Origin of the sequence: Spiroplasma endosymbiont of Sarcophaga carnaria (assembly GCF_964019595.1) — a bacterium.
Taxonomy (GTDB): domain Bacteria; phylum Bacillota_I; class Bacilli_A; order Mycoplasmatales; family Mycoplasmataceae; genus Spiroplasma; species Spiroplasma poulsonii.
The window spans coordinates 110,430-128,094 of record NZ_OZ026456.1 but is presented as its reverse complement, the minus strand read 5'-3'; the positions used below and the strand labels follow the sequence as shown (position 1 = coordinate 128,094).

Genomic DNA, 17,665 nt, shown 5'->3' with positions numbered 1-17,665 from the left:
TAAAATTAAAAAAACAAACTATTTTAAATAGTTTGTTTTTTTAATTTTAATAATTTTCAACAATCGTAAAACGTTGGTGTAAATATTGTGGTTTAATAATTTCACTTGCTAATGCTTTCGCCCCACTAATATAACTTGCAAAACTATCACCACTAGCATTATATAAAGCATCATCACTAGTTTTAGTTTGATATAACCCTCGTGGTGGAATATCTTCAAAATCCAAGGCTGGTGATAAATATGACTATGTGACACTACTATTTTGCAATAATTTTAATACTTCATAATGACCATAAACAGCAGGTTTTCAAGCTGCTAATTCAGCAGGAAAATCATTCACAGGAATATCAATTAACCTTGTATGCTCATTTGTTCACAATGAACCAGCGCCACCACCACTTCAAACAATTCGTTGCTGATTTTCACTTGCAATTGTAATCATATTTTTTGCAATTAGAACTAATTCTTCAACACGATGTGCCCCAACAGTTGAAACTAAAACATCTTGGCCATGGGCTTGGGCTTTAAGATTATCAAAATCACTCGCATTTCCGGTGAATTCCGTAATGATAACGTTGTTATTATTAATAAGCTCATTAATAAGTTTTTGACCCAGTTTTCCCTGAGCACCAACTAATAAAATTTTCATAAACTCCCCCCCTAGAAGATATCTTAACATATTTTATTATTATAAAAGGACAAAAGTAACACAAGTAAAACTGGCAAATATTAGAAGCTACTTGCTTTAATTTTGTCGAAAACTCTTGATGAAATAAAAAAAATCATCAATATGACAATTTGAAAACTAATTTTGTGTAAGATTATGATTTTGCTTTAAATTTTTTAAACGTTAAAATATAATACCGTTGATTGTTGGTTTGGTGTTAAACCTTTGTGTTGGTATTTTCATTTTCAGAGCTTTAAATAATTTTGAATATTAGTGAAACCCAAACCATGATAATGAATTAAGGCTTCTTTAAGACTGGATTGTAATTTACTAATCTTATTTAACTTTTGATAACTAGTATCAGGGTTTGTACTAGTTTTGGTGGAATATAGAGTAGAATTTGTTTGTTTTGCTACTAATAAATATAGTGGTTGCATATCAGAAATAATTATTGATTTTTCTTTAATTAGTTGCTTATTCATATTTTCAATAATCCATTGTTTTTGTAATCTTTTGGTATTGGTGGATTGAACAAAAATATTATTATTGCTATCAACTGCCATTTGAATACAGCATTTGGTATCAGTTGAAAATGGATCGAGATGAGTTTTTCGTTTATCAAATTTATCTTTAAAATTGCCTTTATGAATTTCTTTAATAAATGTTTCATCCATTTGGATTTGACCATTTAATTTTTTAAATTTTAACTGTGTATTTTCTAATTGTTTTGATTGCATTAATTTTTGTCGATTATATCAAGCGGTTTTTGGGGTTGTTTTAATAAAACGAGAAATTATTTTACTAGATTGTCCTAACAATGAAATTTGAATTAATAAATTTCACTGTTCATAATTTAAATGACTTCAATAAGTAAAATGATGACGAAATGCATCAAAACTAGCACGACATTTTTTACATAAATATTTTTGTTTTCCTTCGGAATTATGACCATTTTTAACACAATGAAAAGATTTGCAATTAGGACATATAATGCCTTTATCTCTAAATTTTTGATCAATTTCATTTAAACGTTTTTGTTTTTTAATTAAGTCTGCTTGTTGTTTTATTTTTTCATAAAATTCTAAAAATTGATCATCTGTTAAGCTATTTATTAATTCTGTAATTATTTTTTTCATCATTTATTTACCTCTATATATTAAAAATATACCTAATTTTAGGTATATTTTATAAATATCAAGAGTTTTCGACAAAATTAAAGGAAAAAGTTTAATCTTTTTTATTATTTTTTACATAAAATTATTTGTTAAATTAAAAAATACTTGCAAAAATTTTGCAAATAAAATATAATATTTACGTAGTTAAACAAGTTACATAAAGACTAATTAGTTATTAATATAGTCCAATCTTAATAATTAATTATTTTTTTAATTATATGTTTCCCTTGTAAAAGACTACAAAACTATGCGGTAATTTCAATTAATACACTTTATAATTGTATAATCATTTAACGGTCCAAAATGTTGCTTTTATTCGTAAAAGTAGTTTGTTTATAAAATTATCAAAATAATAAAATATAATTGAAATTATTGCAGAAAAATCTATATGTTGCCTTTGAGCGCTTTACTTTAGTTAAAGCGCTTTTTTATAGTAAAATTAAAGAGATAAGTTTATAATTATTTTAAAGAACATTAACTAAGAAGGGGATTCATAAATGCAAGATGGATTAGAAAAACAATTAGAGCATAATTTAAAAGGGTCAGAACAAGCAATGTTTGATGCATTACTAAAAAGTTATTATTTGGATGATGATCAATTAGATTACTTGCATAAATATTACCGCCCAATTTTTACTTTTGCTAATGATGAAGATTGTATTTGTTTAAGTAAACAAAAATATGAAACTTGTTGTAAACCAAAAGTATTAAATTCACAAAAGAAATGGGAAGAATATATTTCAATTTTACAAGCAGTAGGGGACCCAACATTAAAAGAAGCGTATCTTCAACAAGAAACAACCCATTATCAACGTGTTTTGCAAGAATGTGCAAACCAAACTTGTATTTTACAAGACTGCAACAATAAAGTCGCTGAACACCACCTTTATCCACTTAATACAAGTAAAAATTGCTATTTTTTAGATCGTTATCATTCAAAACACTTTTTTAAAAACATTAAAACACCGTTTTTAGACATAACAGGCGAAGGCCAAGTGCCTTATGCATTTAATGTTTTTTGTCAAAACCATCTTAATGAATATCTAGTACAAGAAAAAGAGCTTTCACCTCAATTAGCAGCTCTCTTAATAAATATTAATGATAACTTAATTGATCACCAAGAAGTATATCAAACTTATTTAGCCTTTTATCACCATTTAAGTGTTGCGGAACAAGTTATTTTAACTCTTAAATTACGACGAATTATGAAATTACATTTAATTTATGAGTTAGAATTATATCGTTTAATTAATGATCTTGATAATAAAAATCGTAATTATGTAGTTAAAAAAATCATCTTACCAAAAGAAATTCATACTCTTACTTGAAATGATATTTTATTAGTACAACTAACCCCAATTACCTTCCAAGCGATTAACTCACCTAATAATCCATTTTTACCAAATAAAATCTTATATAGTCGGTTAGTTAACCATGACAAAAATGGCGGGGTTCATTTTATTTATCATAAAAATAATCGCATTTTTAATACTTATTTTACTGAATGAGAAGAAAAAATTAAAAATGAAAAACAATGACAAAATTTTATCTCTAGTCTTATTATTAATCAAGGAACCCATTTTTTAATTGATAAAAAATACTATGATAAATTAAACCAAAAAACAAAAGAATTAATTAATATTTATTATTATAATCGGTTTGAACAACCACGAAATTCAGCGGAAGAATTAATGTTACAAACCTTTATTAATAATTTTAATAATGGAATTAATATTTTAAAATAGAAGGTGGATGACAATGACAACATTAGGATGAATTATAATTAGTATTTTTCTTGTTTTATTAATTATTTTTATTAGTTTTTTTATATGGTTTTATCGTAAAAAACAACATTTGTTCTATGAAATTTATAAACAGTTAGAAGTAGATAATCAAGAATACATTAACAATAACCTTGCAATGTTACAATTACAAGAAATTGACGTTAAATTTAAATTACAACCTGGTGAAAAAGGATTTAGTAATACCCCAGTTACAATTTATCTTCATCGGCAATCACCAAAAGTTTCTTATCAACCACAATCAAAATATCAAATTCCTTTTGATAATGGAATCACTGTTGGTTATGGTTATGGCAAAAAAATCAAGCTAATTGAACAAGTTCCCTTTCAAACAGGTCATCTTTTCCTTACTAACCAACGAATATTAATTATTAATAATGAAATTATAACAATATGAGATTTAAACAAGATTGATAATATCGAATTAAGCATTTTTCGCATCAATAATACTTTATTACAAGGGTTTTATCTATATATCGAACAAAAACGTTTTATGATTATTGTAAAGGGTTTTGAAATCCCATATTCAATATATAAGATGTGAAAAAATAATGAATAGTTATTGAATTGGAATCATTTTATTTGGAAGTATTTTAGGATTGGCAATTATTATTGTTTTAATTCTAGCATTATTTCAACAACAAAAAATCAAACAATTTAAGCAAAAAAACCAAGTATTACAAAATGATATTGATAATAATCTTTCATTTTTAAATAATTCATTAACTGAAATTACAATTAGCTATGAATTACCTAAAAATGAAAGATGTTATTATCATGCAAAAGTTACGAGCTATGAAATTATAAAGAAAAAAGAACTTAATCAAAACGCATATTATTTAAGACCAGCAGTTGACCTGCAATATCATATTGAAAATCTTCCAGGCTATCTGAATCTTACTTCCGCCACCGGAAGTGAAACAATTAGTGGTGATATTTATATTACTAACTATCGATTAGTAATTACGGCAAAACAACAAAAGTTAATAATTTGATTAAAAGATATTAATTTTGCTTTACCTAGTGTTTTTAATCTTAATGGCTTATATCAAATTGGTTTTTTTATTAGTACAAATGAAAAAATTTATCGTTTTATTACAAATGATGTTAAAATATCAATGACAATTTTTAAAGTATGACAACAGAAGGGGATATAACAAATGACAATACATATTATTTTAATTTTTAGTTTAATTCTAATTCTTGCATTATACACCTTTCATATTTTATTTTTTTTTACATTATCAAAAACAAAAGGAAAACAACCAGTTTAACAAAGAATACCGCTGAAAACAAATGTTAATTTTTATTTTTGTGACAATTTATTTTGTTTTAACACCAATTAATGTGTTTATTATTATTAATTATATTTTGTTAATGACCTTAACAAACATTCCTAATATTTTAGTTTATTTATATGTTATTATTGCAATTTGTAATTACGTTTTAATTCTTAGCTATTTAATTATTCAAACGTTAGTTAATAATAGTTTGTGAATTAAAGTTAATGATCACACAATCTTCTTTTTAGATGAAGCAATTGCCTTAACACAAATTATTGGGATTGATATTAATGGTTTTTTTAATAAAGTGCTTTATACGCTTGATGGTGAAACGGAAAAAAAGGTAATTATTGGTAAAAAAACATTTCAATTTCTTGAACAAATTAATATTACAAATTAAAAGAGATTACCTGTCGGGAAAACAAGTAATCTCTTTTTTTCTTTTTGGAAAACAAGAATAATTATATTGGCGAAAATAAGGGTTTATATTTTAAATTATTTTATGGTAACTTATATAAAAAGAAAAGATAAGAGATAACCTAAAGGGGAGAGATGGTATTGTAATAATAAACCCTTAAAAATATAATTATTCTGTTTACTTTAGAGATTTAGGAAAAATATTTTTCCTTACTCATAGTATACTATTAATCTAAAAATAATACAATATTTTTTTATTTTTTAATAAAATAAAATATTTTTCCAAAATAAATTTTTATTATTTTTTGGTGTAAAAAGTAAATTTAAGTCAAAAGGGGGGTATTTTACCAAAATTATTTTTATTCCATTAAAAAATAACTACCATTTGTATCTGTAACAATTTTTCAACCACCAACAGAATTTACAACAAATTTATTATTTATTTCATTAAAATTATTAAATAATACTTTAATTAAAATATCAATATCATTTTCGTTAATACTTCCACCCCAACCACTATGATCTTCTCTATAAAAATCAATAATTTCTTTTTTAACCATATGTGAAAATTTTTGATAATTATTATAATATTGATAATAAATTTGACTTATTTTCTTTCATTTAGATAAATTAATTCCTATTTTTAATTGATCGTGGAAAACTTTATAATATTTCTCAATTTCATTATATTGACTATGTGGTTTATTTCTAATTAATTGTGAACTAGAATCATTTAATCATCAAATTAATGAGGTAGTACCAACAATGATTAATCCTATTAAAACTGATAATCCTAATGTTTCGGGAGCTAATGTTGCACTAACTGTTGTTTCAGCGCCAATGATTTCTTCTTCTCCAGCAGTGGTTAGCATTGCTGTTTAACCTGATGACAATAACGGTGCTAGTTCCGCTGCTTGGGCGGTTTCTGCTGTTGTTTCAAGCGGTGGCGAAACTAAATTATATCTAAAATAATTAGCAATTGTTTTTAAACCATTGATTGGTGATAACCCTGTTGTTTTGGAAACAGCAGCCAACCCAGCGGTAGAAATTAAACTTGAAGTAATAATTTCCTTTGCTCCAAGTTCATAGTTAGCATTTACAGGTGGCATTACATTAGCCGTTATTTTTGCTTTATCAGGAATGATGCCAGCCCTAATTGCTGCTGTACCAATCCGTTGTAATGTTTCTTTAAAACTTCTTTTTTCATTTTCAGATAAGGGTTCAAAATTTATTTTATTTAATTTTTTCTGTTTTTCTACATTAATATTTATTTCTGGAATTTGTATATGATTTATCATTAAGGTATGATTAATTCTAAAATAAACTTGAATCACTGATGTATAAATAGAATTTTCAGAGGGGGCAATTATTCAAATAAAAGTTCCATTATCATCAATTCTTATGAAATGAGCAACTACTTGTGTTATATCTAGGTTGGGGTTTTCTTCTGCAATTCGTTGCAAAATAGTTTCTCGTTTCTCATTCGGCAATACTCCTAAATTAGTATTTTTAATAACCGTACATAAAGGAATTAACAAAACATTAGCTAAATCTTGCTGTGATAAAAAATCACATAAATTAGATCTAATAGAAAAACGGACATTTTGTTCTCCAAAATACATTTGACTATTTTCTCTAACGCTAATTGTTCATAATTGCGTACCATCTTCATTAAATCTAGTAAAATTAATTTGAATTTGTGTTGTATCTAGGTTAGGGTTTTGTTCTGAAATTCGTTCTAAAATAGTTGCTTGATCATTATTTGATAATATTCCTAAATTAACACTAGCAATTACATTTGAAATATTAATTCGAGAAGGGCCTGGATTTGAATGTCAATATAATGGTAGTGGGGTTATTTGTCTTTTTATTCGATTTGGTTTTTCTAATTTATTTTTTTCAAAATGGATTTTACTATTTTTTAAATTTTTAACTTGTTCGTTTTTATCAGAATTTATTATAATAACGGTTGATACTGAATTTCCGATAATTATCATTGTTCCTAAAATGGTGAATATCTTTTTCATTGTTTTACCATATTTCTCCTTTACTTTTATTTAATTTTTAATAATTTCATTTTTTTATTTTTACAAAAACAAAAAATGAAAATAATATTATATTTTCATTAATACAGGTTATTAATCTTTGATATAATTAATATTTTTTAAAATTTATTAACATATCATAAAAATAACCTAAATCTAGTTTGATTTAGTTAATACATTTTACCATAAGATTGATATTTTAAAACTAATTTTTAATTTCTTATTTTATATAACATATTATTTTTTTTCAAAACTAGTGCGATCAAATCATTTTCCTAATCCTAATCCTTGGTCTGTCAAATAAAACGTACCTGCTGGTGCCATTTCTTGACCTGGTGGTTGTAAAACTAAAATTTTAATCATCCCAGTTCCCGTTTGAACATAAATGCCTTCTTCATCACTATTAATAACTTCTCCCGGAAAAAAGATTTTCATAACCATCACAAATGTTTCATCTGGAAATAGTACTCGAGCCTTGCTAATATATCACTTTTTGTCATCTAAAAGGGTATATGCTTTTGGTGTTGTGTTAATAAATGTTACGACTTCTTGATCAGGTTTAGTTCAATCGATTTTGTTATTTTTCATTTTAAAAGTTCTCCTATTTTTAAGTTATTATACACGTTTACGCAATATTAACAAAATCCTTTTTCCTATTTTAAATGGTACTGTTTTAAGTTATAATAATGATAACAATAAAGAGAGTAGGGGAGTTTACAATGGGAGTACCAACATTTTGTCCAATTCACATGAAAATTCATGAATGTCCAGAAAACAGTAATAAAGCTATTTCAAGTGCAAATGAAACAAAAATTAAAGCAAAGATGGCTCGAATGCTAAATCCAACAACTACCACTGAGTCAGAAAAAACACAACAGGCGGAAAAAGGCACAATTCAATATATTTTAGAAAATGCGAAAAAAAATAATAGTACTATTAAAAATAAATTGGGCATTGAAAGTGAAGAGGGGAGAAGTGTTGGTATTGATGAAAACGACATTAAAGCTAAAATGGCACGTTTACGTGCTTCTGTTAATGGGACACAAAGTACAACAAATTCTGAATCCACTTCCCCCACTCCCAATCAACAAGGATCTGGTTTACAAGAAATAATTGACCATGCTTATCGTGTTAATCGTGGAATTGAACGGATTAAAAGTCCAGAAGAAGAAAAATTAACAGCAGCAACAATAACCAATAATAGTAGGACAAAAACAGCTAAAAATGGTTCTAAGAAAACTATTTCTACTACCAAAAAACCGAAACCAAAAACTACTAATGCTAATTCCACCAATAAAACAAATAATAAAACTGTTGTCTTAACAACTGATGAAATTGAAGATTTAATTGAAAAAGCAGTTATTAAGGCAATGGCAAAAGAAAAAGATAATAAAAAGAAAAGGGGTTCTTAACAGATTAAATTACTGTACTCCCCTTTTCTTTTTATTATTTATTTTATAACTTTTATTTTTCTGATTTCATTATTTCTGTTAAGATTTGTTCTGTTTCTCAGTTTCATCATTTTGAAGCTAACATAGTTGTAATCTTATTAGCACTAAAGCGATATTTAATTACCTTGGCTGGATTACCACCAACAATAGCATCATAAGGGGGGATATCTTTTGTTACAACGCTACCAGCCCCAATTACAGCACCAGTGCCAATGTTAATCTCTATTTATTCGTTCTACTAATGCTTTTTGTTTTGGTTTACCAGGGTCACAAAAATAAACTCTTATTTTAAAATGTTTTTTTATTGTTTTTCATCTATAAAATTCTTTTCCTCTATCTGTCAAAATACAACTAAATTTGCTAACACCAATTTGTTTAATCATTTTCATTAAAACCATTAACACGATACTTGCTTTTTTAGTAAATAAAATATCATAAAAAACTATTTTAGATTTCCTATTTACTAAAACTAATAAATGAAAATTACCACAATCAAGGGTATCCATTTCTCAAATTCCACTAAAACTTAAATCATCTCCATAATCATTTAAAAATTCCTTTAATCTCTAATATTAAGCAATACACCACGATTATCATTTTTTTCACCATTTTTAGTTTTTCGCTTTTTATTTTTAAAATACAAATTATTTTTTGATAAATTAAAATAACCTAATCTAATATATTTATACATTGTTTTAAAACATACACCAAATTTTATATTATATTGTAATTCATACGACATAATAATATTTTGTGGTGAACGACCAAAATTATTATATTCATTAGAAAAATAACTTAATTCTTGTGAATTTAACATTGAATATTTACGACATTGTTTTTTCTTTTTATCATGTATTTTTTGTGCTTTTACAGCATTATAATCATTAATATTATCAAACATATTTAATTCTTCTCAAATAACAGAATAAGACCTATTCATTTGTTTAGCAATTTTTCGAATATTAATTGTTCCATTTTTCTTTTTAAATAATTCATTATCTTTTAATTTTTCTAAATTTACTCTTTCATTAATATCTAATCTTTCATATTTTTTCTTTAATTTTGTCGAAAACTCTTGATGAAATAAAAAAAATCATCAATATGACAATTTGAAAACTAATTTTGTGTAAGATTATGATTTTGCTTTAAATTTTTTAAACGTTAAAATATAATACCGTTGATTGTTGGTTTGGTGTTAAACCTTTGTGTTGGTATTTTCATTTTCAGAGCTTTAAATAATTTTGAATATTAGTGAAACCCAAACCATGATAATGAATTAAGGCTTCTTTAAGACTGGATTGTAATTTACTAATCTTATTTAACTTTTGATAACTAGTATCAGGGTTTGTACTAGTTTTGGTGGAATATAGAGTAGAATTTGTTTGTTTTGCTACTAATAAATATAGTGGTTGCATATCAGAAATAATTATTGATTTTTCTTTAATTAGTTGCTTATTCATATTTTCAATAATCCATTGTTTTTGTAATCTTTTGGTATTGGTGGATTGAACAAAAATATTATTATTGCTATCAACTGCCATTTGAATACAGCATTTGGTATCAGTTGAAAATGGATCGAGATGAGTTTTTCGTTTATCAAATTTATCTTTAAAATTGCCTTTATGAATTTCTTTAATAAATGTTTCATCCATTTGGATTTGACCATTTAATTTTTTAAATTTTAACTGTGTATTTTCTAATTGTTTTGATTGCATTAATTTTTGTCGATTATATCAAGCGGTTTTTGGGGTTGTTTTAATAAAACGAGAAATTATTTTACTAGATTGTCCTAACAATGAAATTTGAATTAATAAATTTCACTGTTCATAATTTAAATGACTTCAATAAGTAAAATGATGACGAAATGCATCAAAACTAGCACGACATTTTTTACATAAATATTTTTGTTTTCCTTCGGAATTATGACCATTTTTAACACAATGAAAAGATTTGCAATTAGGACATATAATGCCTTTATCTCTAAATTTTTGATCAATTTCATTTAAACGTTTTTGTTTTTTAATTAAGTCTGCTTGTTGTTTTATTTTTTCATAAAATTCTAAAAATTGATCATCTGTTAAGCTATTTATTAATTCTGTAATTATTTTTTTCATCATTTATTTACCTCTATATATTAAAAATATACCTAATTTTAGGTATATTTTATAAATATCAAGAGTTTTCGACAAAATTAAAGTATTTTTTCATATTTTACCCCCTAAAATATGTTATGATTTACATAGAGTAATTATAACATTCTAAATAAGGAGATAAGTATATGAAAAAATGACTAAGTATTTTAATAGCAATCGGATTAACTACAACAAGTACAACATCATTAATTAGTTGTGAAAAACCAAATAACAATGAAAACGGGGGGGTAATAAACCTGATAAACCTTGAATTCCACAACAACCACCAGTTGGAAGTAAATGAAAGTTTATTCCTAGCGGTACAGAAGTAGAAGAAGATAATAAAGAATATATAGTAATTTATGGAGATCAAGTACAAAAATGAAGAATTATTAAAACAAATGCAAAAGACATTAATCCTTTAATTTTGTCGAAAACTCTTGATGAAATAAAAAAAATCATCAATATGACAATTTGAAAACTAATTTTGTGTAAGATTATGATTTTGCTTTAAATTTTTTAAACGTTAAAATATAATACCGTTGATTGTTGGTTTGGTGTTAAACCTTTGTGTTGGTATTTTCATTTTCAGAGCTTTAAATAATTTTGAATATTAGTGAAACCCAAACCATGATAATGAATTAAGGCTTCTTTAAGACTGGATTGTAATTTACTAATCTTATTTAACTTTTGATAACTAGTATCAGGGTTTGTACTAGTTTTGGTGGAATATAGAGTAGAATTTGTTTGTTTTGCTACTAATAAATATAGTGGTTGCATATCAGAAATAATTATTGATTTTTCTTTAATTAGTTGCTTATTCATATTTTCAATAATCCATTGTTTTTGTAATCTTTTGGTATTGGTGGATTGAACAAAAATATTATTATTGCTATCAACTGCCATTTGAATACAGCATTTGGTATCAGTTGAAAATGGATCGAGATGAGTTTTTCGTTTATCAAATTTATCTTTAAAATTGCCTTTATGAATTTCTTTAATAAATGTTTCATCCATTTGGATTTGACCATTTAATTTTTTAAATTTTAACTGTGTATTTTCTAATTGTTTTGATTGCATTAATTTTTGTCGATTATATCAAGCGGTTTTTGGGGTTGTTTTAATAAAACGAGAAATTATTTTACTAGATTGTCCTAACAATGAAATTTGAATTAATAAATTTCACTGTTCATAATTTAAATGACTTCAATAAGTAAAATGATGACGAAATGCATCAAAACTAGCACGACATTTTTTACATAAATATTTTTGTTTTCCTTCGGAATTATGACCATTTTTAACACAATGAAAAGATTTGCAATTAGGACATATAATGCCTTTATCTCTAAATTTTTGATCAATTTCATTTAAACGTTTTTGTTTTTTAATTAAGTCTGCTTGTTGTTTTATTTTTTCATAAAATTCTAAAAATTGATCATCTGTTAAGCTATTTATTAATTCTGTAATTATTTTTTTCATCATTTATTTACCTCTATATATTAAAAATATACCTAATTTTAGGTATATTTTATAAATATCAAGAGTTTTCGACAAAATTAAAGAAAATCTTCTTTAATTTTGTCGAAAACTCTTGATGAAATAAAAAAAATCATCAATATGACAATTTGAAAACTAATTTTGTGTAAGATTATGATTTTGCTTTAAATTTTTTAAACGTTAAAATATAATACCGTTGATTGTTGGTTTGGTGTTAAACCTTTGTGTTGGTATTTTCATTTTCAGAGCTTTAAATAATTTTGAATATTAGTGAAACCCAAACCATGATAATGAATTAAGGCTTCTTTAAGACTGGATTGTAATTTACTAATCTTATTTAACTTTTGATAACTAGTATCAGGGTTTGTACTAGTTTTGGTGGAATATAGAGTAGAATTTGTTTGTTTTGCTACTAATAAATATAGTGGTTGCATATCAGAAATAATTATTGATTTTTCTTTAATTAGTTGCTTATTCATATTTTCAATAATCCATTGTTTTTGTAATCTTTTGGTATTGGTGGATTGAACAAAAATATTATTATTGCTATCAACTGCCATTTGAATACAGCATTTGGTATCAGTTGAAAATGGATCGAGATGAGTTTTTCGTTTATCAAATTTATCTTTAAAATTGCCTTTATGAATTTCTTTAATAAATGTTTCATCCATTTGGATTTGACCATTTAATTTTTTAAATTTTAACTGTGTATTTTCTAATTGTTTTGATTGCATTAATTTTTGTCGATTATATCAAGCGGTTTTTGGGGTTGTTTTAATAAAACGAGAAATTATTTTACTAGATTGTCCTAACAATGAAATTTGAATTAATAAATTTCACTGTTCATAATTTAAATGACTTCAATAAGTAAAATGATGACGAAATGCATCAAAACTAGCACGACATTTTTTACATAAATATTTTTGTTTTCCTTCGGAATTATGACCATTTTTAACACAATGAAAAGATTTGCAATTAGGACATATAATGCCTTTATCTCTAAATTTTTGATCAATTTCATTTAAACGTTTTTGTTTTTTAATTAAGTCTGCTTGTTGTTTTATTTTTTCATAAAATTCTAAAAATTGATCATCTGTTAAGCTATTTATTAATTCTGTAATTATTTTTTTCATCATTTATTTACCTCCATATATTAAAAATATACCTAATTTTAGGTATATTTTATAAATATCAAGAGTTTTCGACAAAATTAAAGTTTTTTCATATACTTATCTCCTTATTTAGAATGTTATAATTACTCTATGTAAATCATAACATATTTTAGGGGGTAAAATATGAAAAAATATGAAAGATTAGATATTAATGAAAGAGTAAATTTAGAAAAATTAAAAGATAATGAATTATTTAAAAAGAAAAATGGAACAATTAATATTCGAAAAATTGCTAAACAAATGAATAGGTCTTATTCTGTTATTTGAGAAGAATTAAATATGTTTGATAATATTAATGATTATAATGCTGTAAAAGCACAAAAAATACATGATAAAAAGAAAAAACAATGTCGTAAATATTCAATGTTAAATTCACAAGAATTAAGTTATTTTTCTAATGAATATAATAATTTTGGTCGTTCACCACAAAATATTATTATGTCGTATGAATTACAATATAATATAAAATTTGGTGTATGTTTTAAAACAATGTATAAATATATTAGATTAGGTTATTTTAATTTATCAAAAAATAATTTGTATTTTAAAAATAAAAAGCGAAAAACTAAAAATGGTGAAAAAAATGATAATCGTGGTGTATTGCTTAATATTAGAGATTAAAGGAATTTTTAAATGATTATGGAGATGATTTAAGTTTTAGTGGAATTTGAGAAATGGATACCCTTGATTGTGGTAATTTTCATTTATTAGTTTTAGTAAATAGGAAATCTAAAATAGTTTTTTATGATATTTTATTTACTAAAAAAGCAAGTATCGTGTTAATGGTTTTAATGAAAATGATTAAACAAATTGGTGTTAGCAAATTTAGTTGTATTTTGACAGATAGAGGAAAAGAATTTTATAGATGAAAAACAATAGAAAAACATTTTAAAATAAGAGTTTATTTTTGTGACCCTGGTAAACCAAAACAAAAAGCATTAGTAGAACGAATAAATAGAGATATAAGGCGATGATTTGGGCCAAATGAACCTTTGATTAATATTCGTAGTAGATTAAAAAATGTTTTATATATATTAAATACAACAATACGACCTTGTTTAGGGAATTTTACATCAAGACAACATTTTAAAAAAATATTTGTTCATTAATTAGTTAATGTATATAATAAAAATAATAAAATCTATTAATTATTTTTGTGTTTAACAAATTATTTTCAGCACTTTAATAATATAATTAGGTTTAGTAAAGGAGAAAAAAATATTATGTATGATAAAAATAACAAAATTATTGTAAAAATAACAAATATTACTCCCTATGGTGCTTTTTGTAGAGCAGGAAAGGCTAATGGTTTAATCCATATTAGTGAAGTTTCAGATTATTTTGTTAAAGATATTAAAGATTTTTTTGATATTGGTGATGAAATTGAAGTTGAGGTGCTTGATTTTAATACAGTTAGAAAACATCTTAAATTAAGTTATAAAAATTGTCACCCTGAATTATTAAAAAATGATGATAAAGAAATTCAGGAAATAAAAACAGCATTCCAAAACTTAAATAAAAAACAAGATAAAACAGACAATATTGAAAATATTAGTAAAACAAACAAAAATGAATAAATTAATAAAAATATAAAAAAGTAAAAAATAGTATAAGTATAAAACTATTTTTTAGGCATCGTGTAAGTGAAGTGCAACAAATCAACTCAGAAAGGAGTTGATTTTTTAATGGAAAGAAAACATTATTTTATTTTACGGTCCTTAGTAACTAAGTATGGAAAAGATAATGTTATTAATACGGTAAATAATATTGTAATTAATAATGAAAAATAAGATGAATAAATTATCCGCGTAATTTATTAGCGGTAATTTATTCAATATAGTTTATTTTGAGCGTAGCGAACAAGCGAAGCGTGCCGCGAAAATTAGATTTTTAGGAGGAATAAGTTATGCCAGTTTGATTAACGACAATTTTTAGTGTTGTTATTATATTAGGTATTTTTGCTTGAATTGGTTTATCAATTTATCAAAAAATTCGCCAAATTCGAGGAAAGAAAAAAGATAAAAAAGAAATTGAAAATAAGGAGGATAAAAAATAATGTTAGGTATGTATTTAACAACAGCAATTAATTTTTTAGCAGTTGGTGATAAACCTACTATTTCAGATGGAATGGGTTCTATTTGAAGTGGTTTAGGGCAAGCAATGATGAAAGTTAAAGAAGCAATTTATGCTGTATTACCACAATTAATGACCTTTTTAGGTGATGCGTGAATTATTTTAATTCCATTTGGTATTTTTGTTATCATTAAGATTTTAAACTTTTTCCGTGTTATGGTTAAAGGATTTTAATATTTATTATTACTGATCATATATCTTAGCTATGGCACACTAGCTTTTATGTGAGTTGATTAAATAATTTTGTTGTTTATTTTTGTATTACACACTGTCTATAAGTTATTATTGAAATTATTAGTAATGAAATAATTGTTTTAAAGTAGGATTTAATAAAAATAAGAATATTTTTATTAAGGGTCATATTAATAGTAGTTTTGGAATATAAATTTTTATAATATTCTTTATAAATATATCTACTTTCTTTTTAAAATTTGTAGGCAGTATGTAGTGCAAAAATATCAATTTAATTATAAATGATTAATTTTATATTTTAATAACTATTATCTTTAATTTTGTCGAAAACTCTTGATATTTATAAAATATACCTAAAATTAGGTATATTTTTAATATATGGAGGTAAATAAATGATGAAAAAAATAATTACAGAATTAATAAATAGCTTAACAGATGATCAATTTTTAGAATTTTATGAAAAAATAAAACAACAAGCAGACTTAATTAAAAAACAAAAACGTTTAAATGAAATTGATCAAAAATTTAGAGATAAAGGCATTATATGTCCTAATTGCAAATCTTTTCATTGTGTTAAAAATGGTCATAATTCCGAAGGAAAACAAAAATATTTATGTAAAAAATGTCGTGCTAGTTTTGATGCATTTCGTCATCATTTTACTTATTGAAGTCATTTAAATTATGAACAGTGAAATTTATTAATTCAAATTTCATTGTTAGGACAATCTAGTAAAATAATTTCTCGTTTTATTAAAACAACCCCAAAAACCGCTTGATATAATCGACAAAAATTAATGCAATCAAAACAATTAGAAAATACACAGTTAAAATTTAAAAAATTAAATGGTCAAATCCAAATGGATGAAACATTTATTAAAGAAATTCATAAAGGCAATTTTAAAGATAAATTTGATAAACGAAAAACTCATCTCGATCCATTTTCAACTGATACCAAATGCTGTATTCAAATGGCAGTTGATAGCAATAATAATATTTTTGTTCAATCCACCAATACCAAAAGATTACAAAAACAATGGATTATTGAAAATATGAATAAGCAACTAATTAAAGAAAAATCAATAATTATTTCTGATATGCAACCACTATATTTATTAGTAGCAAAACAAACAAATTCTACTCTATATTCCACCAAAACTAGTACAAACCCTGATACTAGTTATCAAAAGTTAAATAAGATTAGTAAATTACAATCCAGTCTTAAAGAAGCCTTAATTCATTATCATGGTTTGGGTTTCACTAATATTCAAAATTATTTAAAGCTCTGAAAATGAAAATATCAACACAAAGGTTTAACACCAAACCAACAATCAACGGTATTATATTTTAACGTTTAAAAAATTTAAAGCAAAATCATAATCTTACACAAAATTAGTTTTCAAATTGTCATATTGATGATTTTTTTTATTTCATCAAGAGTTTTCGACAAAATTAAAGATAAATATTATAACTTAAAAGTATAAGAATTATAAATTAATTCTTATACTTTTAATATTGCAAAATCTGGATTTGGAATAAGTTTATAGGTCCCCAAACTTTTATGCTAACTTTGCTTTTAATTAATTTACTTTTTTTAAAAAATAGGTATAATTTTAATTGAAAGAAATTATTGATAAAAATAATTGCTCAGAGAAATAGTGGTCGGTGGAAACTATTACCCTTAAAAATTTAATAGATTTTG

General features: G+C 24.5%; 22 protein-coding genes and 1 pseudogene. 11 read left to right on the top strand and 12 right to left on the bottom strand.

The window, feature by feature from the left end; translation table 4 throughout:
- Positions 1-46: 46 nt before the first annotated feature.
- The 3 genes from AACK91_RS00805 to AACK91_RS00795 all read right to left on the bottom strand — a co-directional run bounded on the left by AACK91_RS00805 (position 47) and on the right by AACK91_RS00795 (position 1,806).
- Positions 47-226, bottom strand: coding sequence for a hypothetical protein (locus AACK91_RS00805; RefSeq protein ID WP_338963492.1), 180 nt, complete (start codon positions 224-226; stop codon positions 47-49).
- Positions 227-244: 18 nt separating this feature from the next.
- Complete coding sequence (locus AACK91_RS00800) at positions 245-649, bottom strand: hypothetical protein (RefSeq protein ID WP_338963490.1); 405 nt, start codon at positions 647-649, stop codon at positions 245-247.
- A gap of 194 nt (positions 650-843) precedes the next feature.
- Entirely contained in the window at positions 844-1,806 is a 963-nt protein-coding gene (locus AACK91_RS00795; RefSeq protein WP_338963247.1) for an IS1/IS1595 family N-terminal zinc-binding domain-containing protein, read from the bottom strand.
- Positions 1,807-2,339: 533 nt separating this feature from the next.
- On the opposite strand from AACK91_RS00795, the gene AACK91_RS00790 reads away from it, so the two are divergent.
- The 4 genes from AACK91_RS00790 (at position 2,340) to AACK91_RS00775 (ending at position 5,327) form a co-directional block, all read left to right on the top strand.
- Positions 2,340-3,587, top strand: coding sequence for a hypothetical protein (locus AACK91_RS00790; protein ID WP_338963488.1), 1,248 nt, complete (start codon positions 2,340-2,342; stop codon positions 3,585-3,587).
- 13 nt (positions 3,588-3,600) lie between these two features.
- On the top strand, positions 3,601-4,203 hold the full coding sequence (locus AACK91_RS00785) for a hypothetical protein (protein WP_338963485.1): 603 nt from the start codon (positions 3,601-3,603) through the stop codon (positions 4,201-4,203).
- Positions 4,196-4,801 (top strand): hypothetical protein, encoded by a 606-nt coding sequence (locus AACK91_RS00780; protein WP_338963483.1) that lies wholly within the window; start codon positions 4,196-4,198, stop codon positions 4,799-4,801. The genes AACK91_RS00785 and AACK91_RS00780 overlap by 8 nt, the downstream gene beginning before the upstream one ends.
- Before the next feature lie 139 nt (positions 4,802-4,940).
- Positions 4,941-5,327, top strand: coding sequence for a hypothetical protein (locus tag AACK91_RS00775; RefSeq protein ID WP_338963481.1), 387 nt, complete (start codon positions 4,941-4,943; stop codon positions 5,325-5,327).
- Positions 5,328-5,703: 376 nt separating this feature from the next.
- Here AACK91_RS00775 and AACK91_RS00770 read toward each other — a convergent pair whose 3' ends face one another.
- The 3 genes from AACK91_RS00770 to AACK91_RS00760 all read right to left on the bottom strand — a co-directional run bounded on the left by AACK91_RS00770 (position 5,704) and on the right by AACK91_RS00760 (position 7,977).
- Positions 5,704-6,216, bottom strand: coding sequence for a hypothetical protein (locus tag AACK91_RS00770; RefSeq protein ID WP_338963479.1), 513 nt, complete (start codon positions 6,214-6,216; stop codon positions 5,704-5,706).
- A gap of 6 nt (positions 6,217-6,222) precedes the next feature.
- Positions 6,223-7,371: a hypothetical protein gene (locus tag AACK91_RS00765; protein ID WP_338963476.1), complete on the bottom strand. Its 1,149-nt coding sequence runs from the start codon at positions 7,369-7,371 to the stop codon at positions 6,223-6,225.
- 255 nt (positions 7,372-7,626) lie between these two features.
- A complete protein-coding gene (locus AACK91_RS00760; RefSeq protein ID WP_338963474.1) occupies positions 7,627-7,977 on the bottom strand; it encodes a methionyl-tRNA formyltransferase in 351 nt (116 codons plus the stop codon).
- 131 nt (positions 7,978-8,108) lie between these two features.
- On the opposite strand from AACK91_RS00760, the gene AACK91_RS00755 reads away from it, so the two are divergent.
- Complete coding sequence (locus AACK91_RS00755) at positions 8,109-8,801, top strand: hypothetical protein (RefSeq protein WP_338963472.1); 693 nt, start codon at positions 8,109-8,111, stop codon at positions 8,799-8,801.
- 52 nt (positions 8,802-8,853) lie between these two features.
- On the opposite strand, the pseudogene AACK91_RS00750 reads toward AACK91_RS00755, so the two are convergent.
- The 6 genes and pseudogenes from AACK91_RS00750 to AACK91_RS00725 all read right to left on the bottom strand — a co-directional run.
- A pseudogene (locus AACK91_RS00750) lies at positions 8,854-9,060 on the bottom strand (antibiotic acetyltransferase); the annotation flags it as partial.
- Positions 9,056-9,229, bottom strand: a complete 174-nt coding sequence (locus tag AACK91_RS00745; RefSeq protein WP_338963469.1) for a hypothetical protein — start codon at positions 9,227-9,229, stop codon at positions 9,056-9,058. The pseudogene AACK91_RS00750 and the gene AACK91_RS00745, both read right to left, overlap by 5 nt.
- Positions 9,230-9,399: 170 nt before the next feature.
- Positions 9,400-9,948, bottom strand: coding sequence for a hypothetical protein (locus tag AACK91_RS00740; protein WP_338963467.1), 549 nt, complete (start codon positions 9,946-9,948; stop codon positions 9,400-9,402).
- A gap of 46 nt (positions 9,949-9,994) precedes the next feature.
- A complete protein-coding gene (locus AACK91_RS00735) occupies positions 9,995-10,957 on the bottom strand; it encodes an IS1/IS1595 family N-terminal zinc-binding domain-containing protein (RefSeq protein ID WP_338963247.1) in 963 nt (320 codons plus the stop codon).
- Between the two features lie 534 nt (positions 10,958-11,491).
- Positions 11,492-12,454, bottom strand: a complete 963-nt coding sequence (locus AACK91_RS00730; RefSeq protein WP_338963247.1) for an IS1/IS1595 family N-terminal zinc-binding domain-containing protein — start codon at positions 12,452-12,454, stop codon at positions 11,492-11,494.
- Between the two features lie 188 nt (positions 12,455-12,642).
- Positions 12,643-13,605, bottom strand: a complete 963-nt coding sequence (locus AACK91_RS00725; RefSeq protein ID WP_338963247.1) for an IS1/IS1595 family N-terminal zinc-binding domain-containing protein — start codon at positions 13,603-13,605, stop codon at positions 12,643-12,645.
- A 159-nt stretch (positions 13,606-13,764) separates the two neighbouring features.
- On the opposite strand from AACK91_RS00725, the gene AACK91_RS00720 reads away from it, so the two are divergent.
- From AACK91_RS00720 to AACK91_RS00695, 6 genes are all read left to right on the top strand, one after another.
- Positions 13,765-14,262, top strand: coding sequence for a hypothetical protein (locus AACK91_RS00720; RefSeq protein ID WP_338963464.1), 498 nt, complete (start codon positions 13,765-13,767; stop codon positions 14,260-14,262).
- 170 nt (positions 14,263-14,432) lie between these two features.
- Positions 14,433-14,750: a hypothetical protein gene (locus AACK91_RS00715; protein ID WP_338963462.1), complete on the top strand. Its 318-nt coding sequence runs from the start codon at positions 14,433-14,435 to the stop codon at positions 14,748-14,750.
- A 114-nt stretch (positions 14,751-14,864) separates the two neighbouring features.
- Entirely contained in the window at positions 14,865-15,218 is a 354-nt protein-coding gene (locus tag AACK91_RS00710) for a S1 RNA-binding domain-containing protein (RefSeq protein ID WP_338963460.1), read from the top strand.
- Positions 15,219-15,547: 329 nt separating this feature from the next.
- A complete protein-coding gene (locus AACK91_RS00705; protein ID WP_004027793.1) occupies positions 15,548-15,697 on the top strand; it encodes a hypothetical protein in 150 nt (49 codons plus the stop codon).
- Positions 15,697-15,948: a hypothetical protein gene (locus AACK91_RS00700; protein WP_040092696.1), complete on the top strand. Its 252-nt coding sequence runs from the start codon at positions 15,697-15,699 to the stop codon at positions 15,946-15,948. Before AACK91_RS00705 ends, AACK91_RS00700 begins: the two co-directional genes overlap by 1 nt.
- A 410-nt stretch (positions 15,949-16,358) precedes the next feature.
- Positions 16,359-17,321, top strand: a complete 963-nt coding sequence (locus AACK91_RS00695) for an IS1/IS1595 family N-terminal zinc-binding domain-containing protein (protein WP_338963247.1) — start codon at positions 16,359-16,361, stop codon at positions 17,319-17,321.
- Positions 17,322-17,665: the final 344 nt, after the last annotated feature.